At 62.2% G+C, this 21,273-nt stretch carries 18 protein-coding genes; 12 read left to right on the forward strand and 6 right to left on the reverse strand.

The features are described 5' to 3' along the window. Nucleotides 1–2: 2 nt before the first annotated feature. Nucleotides 3–1,808 carry an ABC transporter ATP-binding protein gene (locus tag BQ8794_RS24250; RefSeq protein WP_077381146.1) on the reverse strand — a complete coding sequence of 602 codons (1,806 nt, stop codon included), beginning with the start codon at nt 1,806–1,808 and terminating at the stop codon, nt 3–5. A 674-nt stretch (nt 1,809–2,482) separates the two neighbouring features. Continuing rightward, nucleotides 2,483–3,109, reverse strand: a complete 627-nt coding sequence (locus BQ8794_RS24255; protein WP_077381147.1) for a transglutaminase-like cysteine peptidase — start codon at nt 3,107–3,109, stop codon at nt 2,483–2,485. Nucleotides 3,110–3,633: 524 nt separating this feature from the next. Between BQ8794_RS24255 and BQ8794_RS24260 the strand changes: the two genes are divergently transcribed. After that, entirely contained in the window at nt 3,634–3,876 is a 243-nt protein-coding gene (locus BQ8794_RS24260; protein ID WP_143744669.1) for a hypothetical protein, read from the forward strand. Between the two features lie 210 nt (nt 3,877–4,086). Here the strand turns inward: BQ8794_RS24260 and BQ8794_RS24265 are convergent, their stop codons facing one another. Next, a complete protein-coding gene (locus BQ8794_RS24265; RefSeq protein WP_077381659.1) occupies nt 4,087–4,335 on the reverse strand; it encodes a plasmid stabilization protein in 249 nt (82 codons plus the stop codon). 237 nt (nt 4,336–4,572) lie between these two features. Here BQ8794_RS24265 and BQ8794_RS24270 point away from each other — a divergent pair, with 237 nt between their 5' ends. The 8 genes from BQ8794_RS24270 to hutC all read left to right on the forward strand — a co-directional run bounded on the left by BQ8794_RS24270 (nt 4,573) and on the right by hutC (nt 12,660). Next, nucleotides 4,573–5,346 carry an SDR family NAD(P)-dependent oxidoreductase gene (locus tag BQ8794_RS24270; RefSeq protein WP_077381660.1) on the forward strand — a complete coding sequence of 258 codons (774 nt, stop codon included), beginning with the start codon at nt 4,573–4,575 and terminating at the stop codon, nt 5,344–5,346. A gap of 118 nt (nt 5,347–5,464) precedes the next feature. Then, nucleotides 5,465–6,610, forward strand: coding sequence for an ABC transporter ATP-binding protein (locus BQ8794_RS24275; protein WP_244555087.1), 1,146 nt, complete (start codon nt 5,465–5,467; stop codon nt 6,608–6,610). A 35-nt stretch (nt 6,611–6,645) separates the two neighbouring features. After that, the gene (locus BQ8794_RS24280) at nt 6,646–7,752 is read left to right on the forward strand and encodes an ABC transporter substrate-binding protein (RefSeq protein ID WP_077381662.1); all 1,107 of its coding nucleotides are present in this window, start codon (nt 6,646–6,648) and stop codon (nt 7,750–7,752) included. 66 nt (nt 7,753–7,818) lie between these two features. Continuing rightward, on the forward strand, nt 7,819–8,763 hold the full coding sequence (locus BQ8794_RS24285) for an ABC transporter permease (protein ID WP_077381149.1): 945 nt from the start codon (nt 7,819–7,821) through the stop codon (nt 8,761–8,763). Beyond that, nucleotides 8,760–9,560: an ABC transporter permease gene (locus BQ8794_RS24290; protein ID WP_077381150.1), complete on the forward strand. Its 801-nt coding sequence runs from the start codon at nt 8,760–8,762 to the stop codon at nt 9,558–9,560. Before BQ8794_RS24285 ends, BQ8794_RS24290 begins: the two co-directional genes overlap by 4 nt. Nucleotides 9,561–9,595: 35 nt before the next feature. Next, the gene (hisD, locus tag BQ8794_RS24295; protein WP_077381151.1) at nt 9,596–10,918 is read left to right on the forward strand and encodes a histidinol dehydrogenase; all 1,323 of its coding nucleotides are present in this window, start codon (nt 9,596–9,598) and stop codon (nt 10,916–10,918) included. A gap of 6 nt (nt 10,919–10,924) precedes the next feature. After that, nucleotides 10,925–11,929, forward strand: coding sequence for a zinc-dependent alcohol dehydrogenase (locus BQ8794_RS24300; RefSeq protein WP_077381663.1), 1,005 nt, complete (start codon nt 10,925–10,927; stop codon nt 11,927–11,929). Beyond that, the gene (gene hutC / locus BQ8794_RS24305) at nt 11,926–12,660 is read left to right on the forward strand and encodes a histidine utilization transcriptional repressor HutC (RefSeq protein ID WP_077381152.1); all 735 of its coding nucleotides are present in this window, start codon (nt 11,926–11,928) and stop codon (nt 12,658–12,660) included. The genes BQ8794_RS24300 and hutC overlap by 4 nt, the downstream gene beginning before the upstream one ends. 196 nt (nt 12,661–12,856) lie before the next feature. Here hutC and BQ8794_RS24310 read toward each other — a convergent pair whose 3' ends face one another. The 3 genes from BQ8794_RS24310 to BQ8794_RS24320 form a co-directional block, all read right to left on the reverse strand. Continuing rightward, on the reverse strand, nt 12,857–14,206 hold the full coding sequence (locus BQ8794_RS24310; RefSeq protein WP_077381153.1) for an SLC13 family permease: 1,350 nt from the start codon (nt 14,204–14,206) through the stop codon (nt 12,857–12,859). Between the two features lie 111 nt (nt 14,207–14,317). Then, entirely contained in the window at nt 14,318–15,838 is a 1,521-nt protein-coding gene (locus BQ8794_RS24315) for a malonate--CoA ligase (RefSeq protein ID WP_077381154.1), read from the reverse strand. Nucleotides 15,839–15,860: 22 nt separating this feature from the next. After that, nucleotides 15,861–17,255, reverse strand: coding sequence for a malonyl-CoA decarboxylase (locus BQ8794_RS24320; protein ID WP_077381155.1), 1,395 nt, complete (start codon nt 17,253–17,255; stop codon nt 15,861–15,863). Between the two features lie 196 nt (nt 17,256–17,451). On the opposite strand from BQ8794_RS24320, the gene BQ8794_RS24325 reads away from it, so the two are divergent. From BQ8794_RS24325 to BQ8794_RS24335, 3 genes are all read left to right on the forward strand, one after another. Next, nucleotides 17,452–18,102 carry a GntR family transcriptional regulator gene (locus BQ8794_RS24325; protein WP_077381156.1) on the forward strand — a complete coding sequence of 217 codons (651 nt, stop codon included), beginning with the start codon at nt 17,452–17,454 and terminating at the stop codon, nt 18,100–18,102. A 409-nt stretch (nt 18,103–18,511) separates the two neighbouring features. Beyond that, entirely contained in the window at nt 18,512–18,985 is a 474-nt protein-coding gene (locus BQ8794_RS24330) for a hypothetical protein (protein ID WP_077381157.1), read from the forward strand. 100 nt (nt 18,986–19,085) lie between these two features. Continuing rightward, nucleotides 19,086–21,158 (forward strand): sigma-54-dependent Fis family transcriptional regulator, encoded by a 2,073-nt coding sequence (locus BQ8794_RS24335; protein ID WP_077381158.1) that lies wholly within the window; start codon nt 19,086–19,088, stop codon nt 21,156–21,158. The last annotated feature ends 115 nt before the right edge of the window (nt 21,159–21,273 follow it).

Here is a 21,273-nt window from a genome sequence, read left to right on the forward strand (position 1 = left end):
CTTCAGCGCAATACGCTCTGACGCAGCTTTTTGCCGCCCTCGACGCGCGGGGCGGACGCTTCCAGATGGAAGATCGAGCGATAGATTTCGCTGCGCCCGGCAAGCTCGTCATGAGTCCCGGAGTCCGCGAGCAAGCCTGCGTCGAATACGAGGATGCGATCGGCCGCCTTGATGGTTGAAAGCCTGTGCGCAATGCAGATCACCGTGCGCTGAAATGCATCGTCGAAGGCTGCCTCCATGACGGCCCGCTCGTTTTCGCCGTCGAGCGCCGATGTTGCTTCATCATAGACAATCACGGGAGCATTTTTGAGCAGGGCGCGTGCGATGGCAACGCGTTGTTTCTGCCCGCCCGACAGATTGGTACCGCTCGGCCCGACAAGCGTATCGAGCCCGTTTTCCAGGTTAGAGGCAAAGCTGGTGACCCGGGCGAGGTCCGCCGCGGCCTCGATCTCCCGATCGGTGGCGTTCGGGCGTCCGTCACGAATGTTGTCACGGATCGAGCCTTCGAACAGGAAGACGTCCTGTGACACCAGTGCGATATTGTCGCGAACGTCGGACAGGCTGATCTTCGAAATATCCTTTCCGTCGAGGAGAATCCTGCCCTTGTCCGGCTCCATCAGGCGCAGGACAAGATTGACGATGGTTGTCTTGCCGGCGCCGGAGCGGCCGACGATCGCGAGCTTCTCACGAGGTCGCACCGCGAAGGAAACACCGTGCAGCGCCGGGCTGTTGCCGCCATAGGTGAAGGCGACATCTTCAAAACGGATGCTGCCCTCGACATCGGTGAGATGCTCGCCCGCAGTTGCGAGTTGTCGCTGTTCGGGGGTATCGATCAAATCATACATCTGCTCGACGGCCACCATTTGCTTCTGGATGTCGACATTGACCCGAGCCAACCGCTTGGCGGGCTCATAGGCAAGCAGAAAGGCGGTTATGAAGGCCATGAATTCGCCAGGCGTCTTGCCGTTGCCGAGCGTCTGCCAACTGGCATAAATGACGAAAAGCCCGATGATCACGCCGCCGCCGGTCTCCATCAATGGACTCATCAACGCTGATGTCCGGTTGATCTGGATGCCGCGCCTTTCCATCTTGCGGACGGCCTTTGCGAAGCTGGCGGCAGCCTTGTCTTCGAGTTGGAATGACTTGATTGTGCGGATACCTTCGACGGCTTCCGTGCCGATCGACTGGACCAATGCAGCCAACTCCGTCTCGCCCCTTGCCAGCGCCTTGAGCTTCCTGGTTATGACGCCCACCGATAGGAACAGCAGCGGTAGAACCGCCACGGATACCAGCGACATCACCGGATCCTGCTTGACCATGACGCTTGCCAGACCAATCAGCGTCAGCACATCGGAAACGGTGCTGCTCGTGAGGGTGAGAATAACGGCGGCCCCGGCGCGCGCGTTGAACATGATCTTGGAGACGAACTTCGCCGGATGCTGGTTGGCGAAGCGGCTGATGTCGAACCGCACCATTCGGGAAAACTGGCGGTTTTGAAGGTCCGAAACGATAGCCCGGCGAATCTTCCCCGTCGTAATAGTCTGGCAGTAGGCGGCGATCCCCTTGATCAGGAAAATGCCGATAATCACGGCGCTGATACCCGTTGCGGCGGCGGCGTTCCGATCCACATAGATGGAATTGACCATGACACTCATGATCCAAGCCGCTGCGGCGGTCGCCGCCGCAGCGGCGATCGAACACAGCAAACCGGCGACATACAGCTTTATGTGCGGCGGCAGGTTCTCAATGATCAGGCGCTTGACCAGCGGGTATGCCAGGGCCGCTGAAATTCGTTTCTTTGCGCTCATTCCGTTTCCCGATGCGATGTATCGTTTTCTGACGACCCTCGCTGCTGCCGATCCATGAAAATTCTCTCGACGCCGTCACACATGCGCCAAACTAATATCTGACGTCTGACTTCGTTCGAAGTTATAGTCAATCTTGAATCCTCCTGATTGCTGCTAGCGGCGAAGCGGACTACGTGTCAGGCATTGCTGTGGGCGGCCACCTATTATGATCATGGAGCGATAGTGACATTCCTAGAGCGAGTTCGACGAAAGTACCTTCGGCTCCGCCACCAACTCGGATACGTTAAACCGATCCGGTTGATGGCATCGAACAAATCAAACAAGAAGTATGATAAATTTGTCAGTTCTGGCACCATTACAATCCAAAAAACCTCAATATTCACTTCTGACGATATATTCTTCACGATGGGGAGTTGCTTCGCGCAGGAAATTCGACGTGCCTTGACAAGCAGACAGATCGCGTGTGTTCCGTCTTACAGAAATATCAACTTCGACCCCACGCAGGCCATTGTAGATGAGTTGCCTATGCCGAGAATGGAACTCCCATGGAGTGCGACTCAAGATCACGGGTCACTTGCTCGGCCGGTCCGGAAACAGACGCGGAGCCGGGCATCCCTGGCCGTTCTTCGGCATGGCGCCCGGCCAAGCGTTGTCGATCCGCTAATTCGGGAGATTCAGTCGACTGCCCCGACCAGTACATCGGGGTGTTCAACTATCGCGACCCAGCGCCCGGTATGCGTAGACGACTGCCTTTTTATAAATCGATATCCAGTTGCCGACCAAGGCTTCACATCGTTGTTGAGGTTGTCGAGCACATAGTCGCCTTTGTCGGTCTTGACGGTCAGCACCGCGTGCCCCTCGCCGTCCTGCTTCCTGACGACGGTGATCAGAAGGTTCGACAGCGATATGCCCTGCTGCCCGAGCAACCGGCGCTTGAGCAGGACATAGTCCTCGCAGTCGCCGAGCGCGTGGTCAGGATAGGACCAGAATTCCATCATGCCGTGAACGTCCAAATCGCTCGCGGGCCTGATCGATCTGTTCACCAGCTTGTTGACGGAAGCGAGCTTGCCTTCCATGCCCGCGGACAGAAGGACTGGAGCGCTCTTGCCTGACCGTATTGCGCACTCCGCGGCCCGCCGTCTGCAGAATTCGATGTAGCCGACAGGGATGGAGGTTGGCTGCCCGGTGGCCATGGCGCCAGGCACGACGTCGGCCGAAGCCTTCTCCATCGGCGTCGCGGACATCATCAAGCCTATCAGTAGGCCGGCACACAGCCATGCCCGCGGTACCACCAATCCCATTCGCCCCGCCCAAGAGGTAACAACCCGAAACAATCTTTAATACCGCGTTACCATCTTTTCATGGGCGCATCAACACAGCCGACACACAATTTAAAGCGACGGTCGCGAACCACCTGACGGTGGACGCCGCGCGGTCGCCCGATCAGCAAATTGAGCGTTCACCCAATCAGGGGAATTGTCCCGCCTTTACGTCATCGGCGTTCTTCGGCAGCGCCGCTTACCGGACCTGATGACGACGCCGACAGGTATTTGGCTGCGCCAACACCGACAGGCGGCCGAAAAAAATTGTAGCCAAATTTGTCGAAGTCCCAGAGCCACGGGACCTCGCATGGATTCTCATACATTCGGATACACTTCGATAGCACTCGGGCAAACCTCTGCGACAGGCGTAGCGTAGTTTCATCCGTGAGCAGGAAGCCTCGTCATGGTGACGAGACAGAGAGCCGACGGGATTTCGCAAGCAGGAGTGAATCCAACGCGAGCCGCCGTTGGCGGGCCTGCTCATTATTGAAAGGAAAAGTACGATGAACAAACTTGTAACCGCTATCGCCCTCCTCGCCTTGTCGACAGGCGTCTCGCTCGCTGCCAATCAAAACCCGGATCGCGACCCGACCCGCGGCTTCGCTACTGGCGTCGACAACAGCGGAATGACCTTGGATACCAGTCACACGGCTTCCTTGCCTCAACCGGTGGTAGCTCCGAAAGAAGAACAGCCACAGCCCGGCAAGGTCCTTAGGGGTCGTGCGCCATGGGCGGGCAGCCGTTGATACGCTGCACTTTTCCTCCCATGCAAAATTGTCCAATCACCCCGCATTCAGCGGGGGTGGTTGGACAAGGGCGCCCAGGAAAATCGCGCCGTTAGGGTGAATTCAACATCTCAGGCGAGCGTGTCGAGGCGCATGGCGAACAACCATGCGACACGGTAGGCTCGGGCGACTTCTTCAGCGTCTCGGAAATGACCCTGGCAGCCGGGAAGATCAAAGCTCAGGTCCCGAATCAACCTGCCGAGCGCCCCGGATCGCCGCTTCAAGGTCGATTTCGACGCCATAAGCGCTAGCGATACGCGAGTAGAACGTCGACGCCGGCTCATGACCGGCTTGCCGGACCTCATAGGATTCCAGCGCGCGCTCAACCACGTCGGCGATCGAGCGGTTCTCGCGCCGAGCCAGCCGGTGCGCAAGATCACGCGCCTTTGCGCTGCGCACGGAAAGCCGCGGTTCGACCATGTGGGACTCCCTTTGCCGTTGATAGAGCTTAATGGCTTTGCTAGCGAGACGCCAGTTGATGGCGTTCTGATGGGGGGGCCATTCCGGGATGCCGTCGTTCAACCGATCGCCGCAAACCGGCGCCGCGCCGTTTTGGTGGCACCCCCGCAATAGCGCAAGATGTATAGACAACCGGCCGCAACTGGTGTTCGTTTCCAATCCGACCGCATGGGTTTTTTCGGAATGCAGGAAACCGCCATGGACGCCGCTCGCCTGTTCGACCTGACGGGAAAAAAGGCGCTGGTGACGGGCGCCAGCCGCGGCATCGGCCAGGCCATGGCGGAGGCGCTCTCGGCGGCCGGTGCCGATGTGGCGGTGACCGCCCGCGACGAAAATTCCCTTCGTGAGACGTCGGACCGAATTAGCGCACACGGGCGAAGGGCGCTTTGCCGGTCTCTGGACGTGCTCGACACCGATCGCATCCGCGTGGTGGTCGACGAGGTGGCGGATGCCTTTGGTGGGCTCGACATTCTGGTCAACAACGCCGGCTACGAAAAAGTCCAGCCCTCGCTCGACGTGGACGTGGCGGTATGGGACCGCATCGTATCGACCAATCTGAAGGGCGCCTTCTTCTGCGCGCAGGCCGCGGCGCGGCGGATGGCTGCCGACAAGGGCGGCGGCGCGATCATCAATCTTTGCTCGCTGACTTCCTATGTCGGCATTCCGACCGCGGTACCCTACGGCTCGTCCAAGTCTGGGCTTCTGGGCATGACCCGCGCACTCGCCGCGGAATGGGCATCGCTCGGCATCCGCGTCAACGCCATCGCTCCGGGGTATTTCCATACGGCGATGACGGATGCTTTTTATCAGGATTCCGACTGGCAGACGGCGATGCTGGCCAAGATCCCGCAGCGGCGCTTCGGCACGATGCAGGATCTGGCCGGAGCCGTCGTGTTCCTGGCGAGCCGGGCATCAGCCTATGTCACCGGGCATTGCCTCCCCGTCGACGGCGGTTATCTCGCATCCATCTGAGCGACTGAGGTGTGGTGCAACAAGAACCGAGTAGACCCGACTTGTATATGGTTGTATATACCACCTCACAGCGCCGGACGTTCTTGCATGCGACCGGCGACAAACAAGGGGAACCGCAATGCAGGAGCCTTTCCGGGCCGTAGCTTCACGCGAAGCGGAAGGCGGCAGGGAAATCGCAGTCACGGTCCGCAACGTCGGGATGGACTTCGATGGGGTTCATGCCGTCAAGAATGCGTCCTTCGATCTGCCGAAGGGCCGGTTCCTCACCATTCTCGGGCCTTCTGGGTCCGGCAAGACAACCCTCCTGCGGATGATCGCCGGGTTCCAGACCCCGAGCAGCGGCGAGATCTTCATCAACGGCGAAGCGGTGAGCGCGGTGCCACCGCACAAGCGGTCGATCGGCATGGTTTTTCAGAGGCTTGCGTTGTTTCCACATATGACGGCGGCCGAGAATGTCGCCTTCCCGCTGAAGATGCGTCGGCGCGACGCACGCACCATTCCCGACCGCGTCGAGCGATATCTCGCGCTGGTGCGGCTCGGAGGCTACGGCGGCAGGCGCATTCACGAACTGTCCGGCGGGCAGCAGCAGCGCGTCGCGATTGCGCGCGCGCTGGTGTTTGAGCCCGACTTGCTGCTTCTCGACGAGCCGCTGGCTGCGCTCGACCGCAAGCTGCGCGAGGAAATGCAGCTCGAATTCCGCCGCATCCAGCGTGAGCTCGGCGTCACCACGATCAATGTCACCCACGACCAGCGCGAGGCGCTGGTGGTTTCCGACGATATCGTCGTCATGGATCAGGGCGAGATCCAGCAGAAGGCACGGCCGATCCACACCTACCGCCAGCCCCGCAACGCCTTCGTCGCCAATTTCATCGGCGTCACCAACTTCATTGCCGGCACGGTACGGGCCGTATCGGAAATGGGCGACGTCTCTATCTTTCGGGGCGATCTGATGCTTGCCGGAAAGCTCGGCGATCCGGCCAATCCGCCGGCCGAGGGCGACAAGGCATCGGGAGCGATCCGCGCCGAACAGATCCGTCTCGCCGGCGATGCTGCGCAGCTGTTGACGCTCGATTGCGTGCTGGCCGGGACCGTCACCGACACGATTTTCGAAGGCGAGCGCATGGTCTACGAGGTCGCCTGCGCCGCGATTGGCGACGAGGTCATTCGCGTTTTTGACCATGATCCCGCCGCGCACACGCAGTTCGACATAGGCGAAAGCGTGTTCCTGGGGTGGAATGCCAGGGACATGCTTGTTTTTCGATAGAACCGGAAACCGGTCAAACCCAGAGGAGAATGCAGATGAAGCGCTTCAAGCCGACATTATCCCATCTTTCTCGCAGAACCTTCCTTCAGGCCACCGCCGCGCTCGGCGGCGCCTCGGCGCTCGGCCTGCGCGGCGCCTATGCGCAGGAGCCGGAAAAGCCGGCGGAGATCATCGTGCGCGCCTGGGGCGGCAGTTGGGTGGATAGTTTGAAGGCCGGCGTGTCCGACAGCTTCACCAAAATGACGGGGATTGCTGTTCGTCACGACCTGACCGAAGACAATGAGATCCAGCCCAAGGTCTGGGCGGCCGTGGCGCAGAACCGGGTCCCGCCGATCCACATCAACTGGGACACCACCACCAATGCCACGAAATCGGCACTGCGCGGCGTGACGGAAGACCTCTCCGACCTGCCGAACCTCGCCAATGTGACGGATCTTGCCAAGCCGGCCGGCCTGGAAGGCTTCCCGATCGTCAATACCTACGGCTATGTCTATGTGCTGGCCTATCGGCCCGCGGCGTTTCCGGACGGACCGCCGAAGTCGTGGAAAGACCTGCTCGACCCGAAGTTCAAGGGCCGGCTTGCCTTCTACAATGACGGCATCGGCTTCCATTTCCCCGCGCAGGTCGCCGGTGGCGGCAAGCTGGAGGATATACCCGGCAACATGCAGCCGGCTTGGGATTTCATTACCAAGATGAAGGCGCAGCAGCCGCTGCTGGGCGAAGATCCCGACTTCACCACCTGGTTCCAGAACGGCGAGATCGATGCCGCCTGCACCATCTCGACCAACGCCCGAGAGGCCCGCAAGAACGGGGTCAAAATCGAGTGGGTCGTGCCGGAGGAGGGTGCGAAATTCGACACGGACGGTTTGTGGATTCCCAAGGGCCTGCCAGAAAACGAACTCTACTGGGCCAAGCAATACATCAACCATGCGCTGACCAAGGAAGCCCAGCAGGTCTGGCTGGACGGCCTCGGCTTGCCGGGCGTGGTGCCGGGCCTCACGCCGCCGAAGGATCTGGTGGGCGATCCGTCCTATCCGACCACCGAAGCGGATTTCCAGCGCCTCATCCGCATCTCGTCGAAGATCCAGGTTGAGAATGAGAGCGAGTGGTTTTCCAAGTTCAAGGCGATCATGCAGGGTTGACGCCGGGTCGGCCGGTGCTGCGCTGGCGGCACCGGCTCCTTCACGACGTCGGAAACGGATTTTCTCATGCGGGCAGCCAGGACAGCCTATCCCCTCAAATGGCGCATCATGGATACGCTGGAAGGTGTTGCCGCCGCCATCTGGCCGGCGCGGTTCCGGCGCGCTACGCCCTATCTGATGCTGCTTCCGGCGGTGCTGCTGGTCGGACTGCTCGTGCTCGGTCTCATCCAGATCGCGGACGCAAGCCTGCGCACGCTCGACACCACCACCTTCCAATTCTCGGACAACTATTCCATCGCCAACTTCCGGCGGGCGCTGACAGAGCCGCTGTTCCTGGTTGTCGCGCAGCGCAGCCTCATCGCCGCCCTGATCGTCACCACTGTGACACTCGTCTTCGCCTTTCCCTACGCCTATCTGATGGTGCGCACGCGTTCGCCAGGATTGCGCAAATTCCTGCTGATTGCGCTGTTCCTGCCGTTCTTCATCGGCCAGGTTGTGCGTGCCTATGGCTGGCTGATCATCCTCGGCAACCAGGGCATGGTAAACGAGGCGCTCGGCCTTGTCGGGGTCGCCCCGATGCGGCTCATCTACAACTATCCCGCCGTGCTGTTCGGCCTCGTCCAGTACATGCTGCCCTTCGCCGTACTGATGCTGGCGCCGGCACTCACCGCCATTCCCGAAGAACTGGAGGCGGCCGCTGGATCGCTCGGCGCGAGCTGGGTTCGCACGTTCATCCATGTCGTGTTGCCACTCGCTCGTCCGGGCTTTATCGGCGCCGGCGTGGTGGTGCTGACGCTTTCGCTCACCGATTTCGCAGTCCCCGCGATCCTTGGCGGCGGCTCTCAGGACTTCATCGCCAACGCCATCTACGACCAGTTCTTCCGAACGTCCGATCAGGGCCTTGGCGCGACGCTGGCGCTTATGCTGGTCGCGCTCGGGTCAATCCTCGTCGGCTTGGTGTTCGCGCTGTTCGGAGCCGGAACGCTTGCGATGGGGAGGTCACGGGCGTGAGCGGCTCGCGCAGCAAATCGGTTGTTCTGTGGACCCTGGTGACGATCGCCCTGGTGACGCTTTCGGCGCCGACGGTCGTCGTGCTCGGCGCTTCCTTCACCGGCGGCAACATCATCACGTTTCCGCCGGACGGGCTGTCGCTGCGGTGGTATGCGCGCATCTCGCAGGCCTCCGACCTGCGCAACGCTTTCCTGCGCACGCTCCAGGTTGCGACGGTCTGTACGATCGTTGCCATTCCCGTGGGCACGCTGGCTGGCATCGCGCTGGCGAAATATGCGGTGCGTTTTGAGAAGACGATCCAGATCTATCTGCTGCTGCCCTTTACCATCCCGCTGATCGGATCGGGCATCGGCCTCATGCTGATTTTCGGCAACGCCGGCATTCTCGGCCAGCTCTGGCCGGTCGGCATCGCCTGCTGCGTCATCAACCTTCCCTTCATGATCTGGGCGGTGACGGCGAGTGCCACCGGGCTTGACCCGGACCTTGAACTGGCCGCCGCCAATTGCGGCGCGCCGCCGCTCCAGGTGTTCTTCTCCGTCACCCTGCCGGCGGTTATGCCGGGGGTGATCACCGGCTCGCTGCTGATGTTCATCCTTGCGCTCAACGAGTTCCTGGTCAGCCTGCTGCTCGTCGATGCCCGCATCGTGACGCTGCCGGTGCTGATCTACAACTCCATCCGCTCGATCATCACGCCGGATCTTGCCGCGATCTCCGTGGTCTTCATCGCCTGCTCGGCTGTCGCCGTCTTCCTGCTCGACAGGCTGGTCGGGCTCGACATCTTCCTGAAATCGAAATGAGGAATGCCGGCCCGCCGGGTCGAAAAGGAAATCCTATGCCAAACGTATCGTTCCACGACTTGAGCCAACTCGACGCCGCCAGTCGAGCGGCACTGATGCGGCGCTCAGAGACAGATCTCTCCGGCTTTATGGAGAAGGCCGCACCGATCATCGAGGCGGTCCGAACAGAAGGCGACGCCGCGCTCGTCCGCTTCGCCCGCGACTTGGACAAGGCAGATCTCGATGCCGCGCGGCTGAAGGTCAGCCCCGCCGAGTTCGACGCGGCCTTCGGCATGGTGGATGAGGACGTGGTCGCCGCCATTCGCTTCGGCATCGACAACATCCGGCATTTCCACGAAGAGCAGAAGCCGGAAGCGATGTGGCTTAAGGAAATGCGGCCCGGCGCCTATGCCGGGGACCGCTTCACGCCGATCCGCTCGGTGGCACTCTATGTCCCGCGCGGCAAGGGGGCGTTCCCTTCGGTGACAATGATGACCGCAGTGCCCGCCGTCGTGGCGGGCGTCCCGGAGCTTGCTATCATGACGCCGCCAGCGGCCGATGGTTCGGTGGACGCAGCGACACTGGTTGCGGCGCGCCTCGCCGGCGTCGAAACGGTCTACAAATGCGGCGGCGCGCAGGCGGTCGCCGCGGTCGCCTACGGCACGGAGACGATCAAGGCCGCGCTGAAGATCGTCGGTCCAGGCAGCCCCTGGGTGGTTGCGGCCAAGCGGCTGCTTGCGGGAGTCATCGATCCCGGGCTTCCCGCTGGTCCGTCGGAAGCGATTATCCTCGCCGATGACAGCGTGCATGGCGGACTGGCCGCGCTCGACCTCCTCATCGAGGCGGAGCACGGGCCGGACTCGTCGGCCTACCTGGTGACCCACAGCCGCCGCGTGGCGGAGGAGGCACTGGCGGCGCTGCCCGAGCACTGGGCGCGCATGACCGATCAGCGGGTAGCGTTCTCCACCGCGGTGCTGACCGGTGCCTGTGGCGGCATCGTGCTGACGGCATCGATCGAGGAGAGCTACCGTTTCATCAACGACTACGCACCTGAGCATCTGGAGATCCTCTCCACCGATCCCTTTGCGCACCTTGGCCACATCACCGAAGCCGCCGAGATCCTGATGGGGCCGCACACGCCGGTTTCGATCGGCAATTTCGGGCTGGGCCCGAACGCCGTGCTGCCGACCAGCCGCTGGGCGCGTACCTGTGGACCGCTCTCGGTCACGGATTTCGTCAAGCGCTCTTCCATCGGCTACGTGACGGCGACGGCCTATCCGGAATTCGCGCGTCATGCCCGTACGCTTGCCCGCTATGAAGGCTTTTCCTCGCACGAACACGCCGTTTCCGACGTGCGCGACCGATATCTGGTGCGGTAGCGGATGATGAAGGCGGCCAGACTCCATGCGGCGGGCGATTTGCGGGTTGAGGACGTGCCATCTCCCGGCGAACCAGCGCCTGGCTGGGTGCGGCTCAAGGTGACGGCCGCCGGCATTTGCGGCTCCGACCTCCACAACTTCCGCACCGGTCAGTGGATCAGCCGCGCGCCGAGCGTCGCCGGGCATGAGTTCGCCGGCGAAGTGATCGCCGTGGGGGCCGGCGTGTCCCAGTTTGCGCTCGGAGACCGGGTTGTGGCCGATTCGCGCTTCTGGTGCGGCGAGTGTCCTGCCTGCCGGGCCGGCCGGCATAACGTCTGTGCCAGACTTGGCTTTGTAGGCGAGGTCTGCGACGGCGGCTTCGCGGAAGAGACGCAGCTGCCGGCGCGGCTGCTTGTGCGCCACGACCCCACGCTCGATCCCGCGACCGCCGCCATGGCGGAGCCGCTGGCGGTCGCCCTGCACGCGGTGCGGCGGCTGGCGGCGCCGGCCGGAGCGCCGGTGCTTATCGCTGGTTGCGGCCCGATCGGCGGATTGGCTGCGCTGCTGCTGTCGCGGCCGGGCGAGAGACAGGTCCTCGTCGCCGACCGCAATGGCGCACGTGCTGAGCTTGTGGCCAAGGTGAGCGGCGCGACCGTCGTCGACCTGGACGCCCTGCCCTGCGATCCCAATCTGCGCCATGCCATCGACGCGACGGGCAGCGTGGCGGTGATGGCGCGGCTGCTCGATGTCTTGGCCGGCGGCGGCACGCTGGCGCTGGTCGGCATTTCGCATGGCCGCCTCGACCTCGACCCCAACTTGCTGGTCGAGCGCGAGATCGCGCTTGTCGGCTGCCACGCCTTCGCCGACGAGCTTGCGCCGGCCGTCGCGATGCTTGGCGATCTTGCCGCCTCGCTGTCGCGCTTCGTCTCCGACGAGATCGCGATCGGCGAAATTCCCGCCGCCTACCAGCGCCTGATCGCCGGCGCGAGCGGCGGGTTGAAGACCATCGTCCGGATGGAGAGCGGACGATGATCAGGCTTACCGAAACCGCCGGGCCGCTCTACGAAAAGGTCAAGGACTACGTGCTCGGCAATATCGGCAGCGGCAACTGGCCGAAGGACCGCAGGCTGCCTTCCGAAAACGAGCTGGTCAGCACGCTCGGCGTCTCGAGGATGACGGTGCACCGGGCGCTGAGGGAACTGACCTCGGAAGGCCACCTCCTGCGCATCCAGGGCGTAGGCACGTTTGTGGCGCCGCCGAAACCGCAATCGGCCCTCATCGAAATCAGGAACATCGCCGGCGAGATCGCCGCGCGCGGCGCACGCCACAGGGCCGAAGTCGTCGTCCTCGAGAAGATCCGCAATCCGGCGCTGGACCTCGTCGTCGCCTTCGAGTTCACGCGCCGCAGACCGGTCGCCCATTCGATCATCGTGCATTTCGAGGACGATGTGCCCGTCCAGCTCGAGGAACGCTTTGTCAATCCGGCGCTCGCACCGGACTACCTTCGGCAAGATTTCGTGGCGACCACCACCTACGACTACCTGCAGCGGGCGACGCCGCTGACGGAAGTGGAGCATGTGATCTCGGCCGTCGCGGCAGAAGAGACGGCGGCCCGCCATTTGATGATCCGACCCGGCGACCCCTGCCTGCTCCTGCATCGGCGGACCTGGTCGGGCGCGGCGGTCGCCACCGTCAACAAGCTCACCTATGTCGGCAGCCGCTATTCGCTGGGCAGCCGCTACGCGCCCTCACCCGCTGCATGAGCAGCGACGGCCCGCCAGGCAGGGCGGGCGGCGCTATCGGCCCAACGGCTGCCTTGATAGGGAACCGGTTCTGGCTGCGCCGCCGTTTTTCTTGTTGACGCCGACCAGATCCGGTTCGGGTGTCAAGCCTGGCCGCCGGTCAAGTTGCACCGGAGCGGCCAGACTGATTGGGAATGTCCGGGAAGCGGCCGACCGTTCAAACCAACCCGGGGACCACGAAAACCAGCCAGGCGATGACAGGGCCGATGATGGCGATAAGCGCGCTGTAGATCAGCAACGCCTTCAGCACGCTCTCGCGCTCTGCTTCCCGGGCATTGGCGACGACCAGCGCCCCGTTGGTCGAAAACGGACTGGTGTCAACGATGGTGGTGGAGATCGCGATGGCGGCAACCACACCTATGGCACTGATCTGTCCCTGCAGGAGGAAGGGCACGGCCAGTGGAATGATGGCTCCCAGCAATGCCGTGGACGAGGCGAATGCCGATACAATGGCGCCGGTGAAGCAGAGGAGGAGTGCAACCAGCAGCGGCATGCCCAGGCTTGAAATGCCGTGGGCGACGTAGTCGATCGTGCCGATCTTCTCCATGACGCCGACATAGGTGATGATGCCGGCGATCAGGAGCACCGTCGACCAGCTGACCTTGTCGATCGCTGCCTTTTGGGTCTTCGGCGAGAGGAGCGCGAGCGCGACCGCGACAGTGATCGCCACCAGGCCGACATTGAATTTTAAGACAAGTGCGCCGACCGCGAGCGCGGTTAGGCCGACTAATGTCGTCAACCTTTCCGTAGTCAGGCCGGAAAGCGCCGACACATTTTTTGTCTGCTCCTCAAAGACGTGATGGCTGATCGGAGTAGCCGGCGTGCCGCCGTGGCCGACGATTGACTGCGTCACGCCCTCGGGGTGGAGGTCAGGCAGCGGTCCCGAGGCGACCGAATACTTACGCAGCACCTTCGAGCCGCCGAAGACGAAGAATACGAGGACGGCGATGGCCAGGTTGAAGAAGAAGCTGGAGAGAAACAGTGATGTCGGCGCGAACGGCAACCCCGCCTTTTCGACGATCTGGTTGGTGATGCCGCCATAGACGCTGATCGGCGAAAAGCCGCCCGCCTGCGCACCGTGAATAACCATCAATCCCATCATGACCGGATTGATGCGGTACTGGAACGCAAAACCCAGCGCCACCGGGGCCAGGATGGCGACCGCCGCAGGTCCGAGCGCACCGAAGCCGGTGATGACGGCGGCGACCAGGAACATGACCCAGGGAATCCACGCCACATGTCCGCGCACCAGTTTGACCGCGCCCTCGACCAGCCAATCGATAGTGCCGTTGATCTGGGCGATGGCGAACAGGTAGGTAATGCCGACCAGTGTCAGGAAGAGGTCGCTCGGAAAGCCAGCAAATATTTCCGCCGGCTTCATGGCCATGATGAGCGAGCCGACCAGAAAGGCGCACGCGAAGGCGAGCGCGCCCATATTGATCGGCTGCATGGTGGCGATCACGAACATGCCGACCAGCAGCGCAATCGACAGAATCTGGATGTTCATAGCTTCCTCCCTCGGGAAACGCCTTCAGGCGCCCGTTCTCATTTCCATCGGTGGTAGATCAGCCTGCGTTGGTCTCGCTCCCAAGCACCAACGCAGGGTCGTCAGCGCCTCCTAGGAGGCGGGCATGTAAAGGTTGCTGAACCGGTCGCGCAGAAGGTTCTTCTGCACCTTTCCCATGGTGTTGCGCGGAAGGTCCTCGGCGAAGATCACCCGTTTCGGCTGCTTGTAGCGCGCGAGGCGGTCGCGCAGCGCGTTCAGCACGGCCTTTTCGTCCATCGTGGCACCGGGCTTGAGCACCACGACGGCCGTCACCCCCTCGCCGAAATCCGGATGTGCGATGCCGATGACCGCGCTCTCGGCGACACCGTCGAGTTGATCGATCTCACCCTCGACTTCCTTCGGGTAGATGTTGTAGCCGCCGGAGATCACCAGGTCCTTGTCGCGGCCGACGATGTGGAGATAGCCCGCCTCATCGATCTTGCCGAGGTCGCCGCTGATGAAATAGCCGTCCTCGGTGAACTCCGCCGCCGTCTTTTCAGGCATCCGCCAATAACCCCGGAAAACGTTCGGGCCCTTGATCTCGATCATGCCGGTTTTGCCTGGTCCGAGCGTCTCGCCGGTGGCCGGATCGGTGACCCTCACCGACACGCCCGGGAGTGGGAAACCGACTGTTCCTGCCCTTCGCTCGCCGTCATAGGGGTTTGAGGTGTTCATGTTGGTTTCGGTCATGCCGTAGCGTTCGAGAATGGCGTGACCGGTGCGCTGTTTGAATGCGGCGTGCGTTTCAGCGAGCAGCGGCGCGGAGCCGGAGATGAACAGCCTGATATTGGCGACCGTCTCCCGGTTCAGGCCCTCATGCTGAAGCAACCGGACATAGAAGGTCGGCACGCCCATCATCAGCGTCGCCCGCGGCATCAGAGATAGGATTTCCTCGGGCTCGAACTTTGGCAGCAGAAACATCGAGGCGCCGGAAATCAGCGTGACATTGGTCGCCACGAAGAGCCCATGCGTGTGAAAAATCGGCAGCGCGTGGATCAGCCGGTCGGCTGCCGTCACCTGCCAGCATTCGCGCAGTGCTATTGCATTGGACAAAAGATTGTCGTGCGTCAGCATTGCGCCCTTGGAACGGCCGGTGGTCCCAGATGTGTACAGGATCGCGGCGAGATCGTGAGGCGCGCGCGCCGCGTCGAGAAAATCGGCAGACTCGTCCCGGGCCAACTCCATGAGCGACCCGGTGCCGTCGGCATCGAGTGTTTCGACAATCGCGCCGTAGCCGTGCGCGATCCTTTCGACATCAGTTCGCGACTTCGAGGAGACGATGACGAGCCGCGGTTCGGCGTCACCGATAAAATAGTCGAGTTCAACCAGCGTATAGGCGGTATTCAGCGGCAGATAGATCGCCCCGCAGCGCACGCATGCGAGATAGAGCATCAGAGCCTGCGGGCTCTTGTCCACCTGGACCGCGACGCGGTCGCCCGGGCGAACGCCGAGCACATCAATTGCGCTGGCGATCTGTCCGGAGAGCCGCAGCGCATCTGCATAGTTCCAACGCCGACCATCAATAGTCTCGATGAAAATCGACTCGCCTGACTTGGCGGATGCTCGCATGGCGTCGAACAGGTGATTGCTCATTGAACTCCTCCCAACTTGCTTATTAGGTTTTCTGCATTTCGGTGCGGCGTCGACGAACCGGGGCGCCGATATCGGTGTCGGTCGAAGCGGTTGCCGCCAGTTTTCTGACCTCCGGCGAAGCAGCGATCTCGCCATGCTGCGCCAAGGCTTCGTGGTTCGCCTCGATGTCGTCCAACTTGTAAAAGTAGTTGACCATCAAGCCGTGGGACTGCCGCATCGCCTTGGCGGAGCGATCGGCGAGGAAGTTCAGCCGTTCAAGGCGAGCGCCGTTGCCCAAATGAAAACGCGCCACAGGGTCGACAGGCCGTCTGCCGGCGGCTCGTTCCCTAATGAAATAGCGTGCGGCGAGCGGGAGGAGCACAGCCTCGACGACCCGTGCCTTCTGCGGATTGTCCGCCCAGCTCGGATCGTCCAGCAGCTCGAGCGTCTTGAGGGTCCGATCATCGAGGCTGGCATCGGCCGCCTTGCGCAGTCTTGCCAGCCAGCCAGCGAAACCCGGAACCGGCGACAGCGTCACGAAGGTCTTCAAGCCAGGCAAGTCGCGGCGCAAATCCTCCACCACCTGCTTGATCAGAAAGTTCCCGAAAGAGATGCCACGCAGTCCGTCCTGGCAGTTGGAGATCGAATAGAAGACAGCGGTGGTGGCATCCTGGGCCGTGATCGGCGAACGGTTTACATCGAGCACATCAGCGATGGCAGACGGAATCGCCCGGGTCAGCGCAACCTCAACGAAGATCAGCGGATCGTCTGCGAGACGCGGGTGGAAGAACGCAAAGCACCTGCGGTCGGCTGGAGCTAGCCTCCGCCGCAGTTCCTCCCAGCCGGCGATTTCATGCACTGCCTCGTATCTGATGATCTTCTCCAGGATGTCGGCTGGCGTCGACCAGTCGATCGGACGCAGGGTCAGAAAACCGCGGTTGAACCATGAGCCGAACAGGTGGGCGAAGTCGGCATCGACGGCGCGAAACGGTTCTGTCGCATCCTTCATGGCTAACAGGCGCTCGCGCATCTCTACCAGTCTTGCCGTGCCTTTGGGGGCCAGGTTGAGTCTGCGCACCAGTTCCTGCCGACGCGGCTCGGCGGCCTGGTGCAGTTCGATGACGGCGTCCGAACTCCTGTCGCTGCGGTAGCGCTCGATGGCTTTGTCAAGCTTGGCCATGTCTGGGCCGAACTGTTCGTGCAGCATTCGCACGAAGTCTTGCTGACCGGCAGCGTCCAGTTGAGCCCAGCGCTGAAGGACCTCGGCGGCCAACGCCATGCCCGAGGCTTCGCCCCGGCTCGACAAAAGCATGTCGCAGAGGGTTTCGATACTCGTTTCGGCTTGGACCGGCTCGCTGCGCGCCCCTGCCGCAAGCAGCCTGCGGCCGCGATCGGTAATGCTTTGCACCATATCGCTAAAGAACGAGATGCCTGCCATGTCGGAGCCCCTCCTGGCAAAATCGAAATCGGCGCAAGCAGACCCGCCGCGCGGTCTCGACGCGTGCTGGTGCTCGGATGCGCCCACCCATTTGTGTGCAACTTGCCTTTTGTGGTATCGTTATTAGACAACCTTGTACGCAAAGTCAACATTCTTGCATACAAGATTTATCATCTTGCATTGAAAGGCCCAAAAAATGTCGGAGAATGTCGTTCAGCGCCTACGTGACGAGATTGAAAACGGCATAATCTCGAACGACTTCGCCCCCGGTGCACGACTAGACGAGGTGCAATTGGCAACACGCTTCGGCGTGTCGAGAACGCCGGTGCGCGAGGCGCTGATGCAGTTGAACGCAATCGGGCTGGTGGAGATCCGGCCGCGCCGGGGTGCCGTGGTGATCGATCCGGGACCGCACCGCATTTTCGAAATGTTCGAGGTGATGGCGGAACTTGAAGGCTTGGCCGGTTCGCTGGCCGCGCGACGGTTCACCGATGCCGATCGCACAACCATCCTGGCCGCGCATGCAGATTGCGAGCGTTCGTTTTCGGCCGGCAACAGCGACGCCTACTATTACGATAACGAGCGCTTTCACAAAGCTATCTACGCTGCCAGCCACAGTGGTTTTCTGGCCGAGCAGTGCGTCGCACTGCATCGCCGTCTGCAGCCCTACAGGCGTCTCCAACTGCGCGTGCGCAACCGCGTTGCCACCTCGTTCGCCGAGCATGGCGCGATCGTGGAAGCAATCCTCGCCGGCGACGCGGAGCAGGCGCGCACGCTGCTGCGCCAGCATGTCAGCATCCAGGGCGAACGCTTCAGCGATCTTGTAGCGACGCTGGCGAGCAGATAGTCCGTCGCAAATCGAGCCTCTCGCCTTTCACCGCCGCCTCAATGAAGCCAAGCCGCATGCCGAGGCCGGCATGGCAGCGGGCGTGCATTTGAGCAAGCGGGCGTTTCGCCCCGTTCGGGCGTGGTGATCGAACTGTAGGAGCGAGGCCTAGCCGAAGGCGTCGTGCGAAAGCGTGACGTGCGCGACAGGCAACAACTCGACAGCAAACCCTCGGAATTTGACGAACAAGGCAGCCTGACAAGCGGGCATTACTCAAAACGTCCGATATCGGAAATCCCGTGTAGCAGCCACCTGCTACCAGCAAAGCAAATTTTGGCGCTATCTGATATGAATGGCGAACTTCGCCGAGGCGGTGTAGGGTTCACCTCAAACGAAGAAACGGCGACGCGGGGCGAATCTGGGAGGATTCATGGTCGAGATTATCTCCAAGCGGGATGGCCCGCGGCGCGAGGACGCACAAGTCAAAAGACTGATCGAGCAGAACCGGTCGACCATCGTCCGCCTTGCCGACCAGATCAGCGGTGGCGGCTATTCAGCTTCCAGGAAGCCACGCCAGCAACCAAAGGCGGAAGGTCTGATCATCCATGTCGGCGGCAGTGCCGCGCCTGTGACCGAAGCCAAACCGTCCATCCATGTCACCATGAACGGCCGCGTCATCTCGAAGGATCAGAACACCGGCCGCCAACTTCATCACCTCGGCGATATCCGAAACCGCGGCGGCGACCAGGTCTTCGTGCTGGCAACAAAGCAGAATGGCTTCTTCTCGCCGGTTGACGAAATCGTTGCCGAGGCGCTTGCCGACATGGACGGATCCCGCCTCGCTGCCACCTATACCGAAGAGCAGCTTGCCGCCGACATCGGCGCGAAACTCGGCATCGACTGAGCGACAGGCATGGGCGTGCTTCCTCACGTCCACTCCGCGGCAGCCTACGACCGCGACATCATACAGAAATGGCATACCTCAAAGGTTCTGTGATGACTGAATGAAACGCGAGATAGCCCCCAATCAGATGAAGATCGATGCCCCTCCGGCGCGTACTTCGCTGGCCACCGGCCAAATGGCTCTGAGCAACATCGACTATGACGAGCGTGCCACCATGCGCGCCTGGGAAAGTTTTCTGGCTGACGAGCCCAAATGCGCCGGCGATCCTGTCCCAAGCCACGTCCGCTCCCTCATTCACGATTCCTGGTACCGCAGTGCCACCGGCGGCATCAACGCTCAAGGCATTGAAGCGCCGCTGAGCAGTGATCGCGACGCGATCGAATATCTGACTCGGGCCAATGCAGAACTGCTTTCGGCGGCGCGGCGGTCGTTCGCCTCGCTTGGCCAGTTACTGGACGGGACCGGCGCGATGCTGGTTCTGGCCGACAGCGACGGCGTGCTGATCGACGCCATCGGCGACAAGAAGACGCTGCATGACGGCATGGATATCCACCTTGCCATCGGCGGCAAATGGAACGAGGATGCCGTCGGGACGAACGGCATCGGTACGGCGCTGTGGACCGGCGAGCCGACTTTCGTGCATGCGGCCGAGCATTTCTGCGCCGGCATCAAATCCTGGACCTGCGCCGGCGCGCCGATTCGCGACCCGTTGGACGGCAAGATCATCGGTGTGGTCGACCTGTCAGGCTATTCGCCGATCTTCAGGCCGCACAACACCGCGCTCGTCGCCGCGACAGCCCGGCAGATCGAAAAGGCATTGGCCGAACAGCAGCAGGAACAGCGCACGCGCCTGCTCGAAGCTTTCATTTCATCGGCTCCCGGCTACCGTCGAAAGGACGGGCTGGTAATCGTCGACCACCGCGGTCGTGCCATCTTCTGCAACAATGTGCCTGATGGCGAGGCCACTGAGATGATGGACGGCCCGATGGAGCCAGGCCGTGGCCGCTGGCTGATGAACCTTCCGTCCTCCGGCTCCGAAGCCGACCTTGCCAGGGCGCTGCCGGCCCATCTGCGATCCTGCCATATCACCCCGCTCAAGCTCGATGGCGACCTCCGCGGCGCGGCGCTGGTGTTCCCCTCCGTGCCGGCAGTCTCCAGCGCGGCGGTGGTCCACCGGGAAGTGAACAAGCATCTTCAAGATGCTGTCGCCATGATCGTCGGCGAAAGCGAAGCGCTGCATGCCGCCATCGACGTCGCCTGCCGCGTCGCCCGGTCGAGCAGCGTAACATCGCTGTTGGTCGAAGGTGAAACAGGGGTCGGGAAAGAGCTGTTTGCGCGGCTTGTCCATGCCGGCAGCCGGCGCACGGCGAACGATCCGTTCATCGCCATGAATTGCGGGGCGATCACCAGGGACCTGTTCGGCAGCGAGTTGTTCGGCCATGTCGCCGGCGCCTTTACCGGCGCCTCGCGTGAAGGCAAACTGGGGGTTTTCGAGCTCGCCCATGGCGGCGTCCTCAGTCTCGACGAGATCGGCGAATTGCCGCTCGAGATCCAGCCGTTTCTGCTGCGTGTCCTGGAAGAGCGCGTGGTCAACCGCATTGGCGACAGCCGGGGCCGCCCGGTGGATGTGCGCCTGGTCGCCTCGACCAATCGCGATCTCAAGCACGAAATTGACGCAGGCCGTTTCCGCCGCGATCTCTACTATCGAATTGGCGCGGTTTCGATCACTGTTCCACCGCTGCGCGCGCGCGGCGAGGATGTGCTGCTGCTGGTCGAACATTTCAACCGGCAGATCGCCACCGCAGCTGGCGAGGAGCCGCTGGAATTTTCGCAAGAAGCGCTCGATGCCCTGCTCGCCTATCATTGGCCGGGCAATGTACGCGAACTGAAGAACCTGATCGGGCGGTTACATGTCCTGGCGCGGGGCCGAGATATCGGGCTCCACGATCTCCCCGGTGAAATCGCGGCGCCCAGCGCCACGTCCGATGATGGTAAGACCCTGTCGGCCGAGTTGCCTGGAGGCACACTCGTCGAGGCGGAACGCCAGGCGATGAAGAACGCTTTGGCAGCCGAGGGCGGCAATCTCAGTCGGGTCGCGCGGCGGCTCGGCATTTCCCGGCCGACGCTCTATCGCAAACTCGACCAATACGGCATCCGGCGGGGTTTCCTCTAGGATCAGAATCCGTCACCGGCGACGAAAAAGCCCCGCAGCATTCGCGCCGCTGGGTGGGGGGAAGTCATGCCAAGGCCAGCGAAATCACCACAGCAGCGCCGATCTGGTGATGCCG

Source organism: Mesorhizobium prunaredense (genome assembly GCF_900156895.1).
Lineage (GTDB): Bacteria > Pseudomonadota > Alphaproteobacteria > Rhizobiales > Rhizobiaceae > Mesorhizobium > Mesorhizobium prunaredense.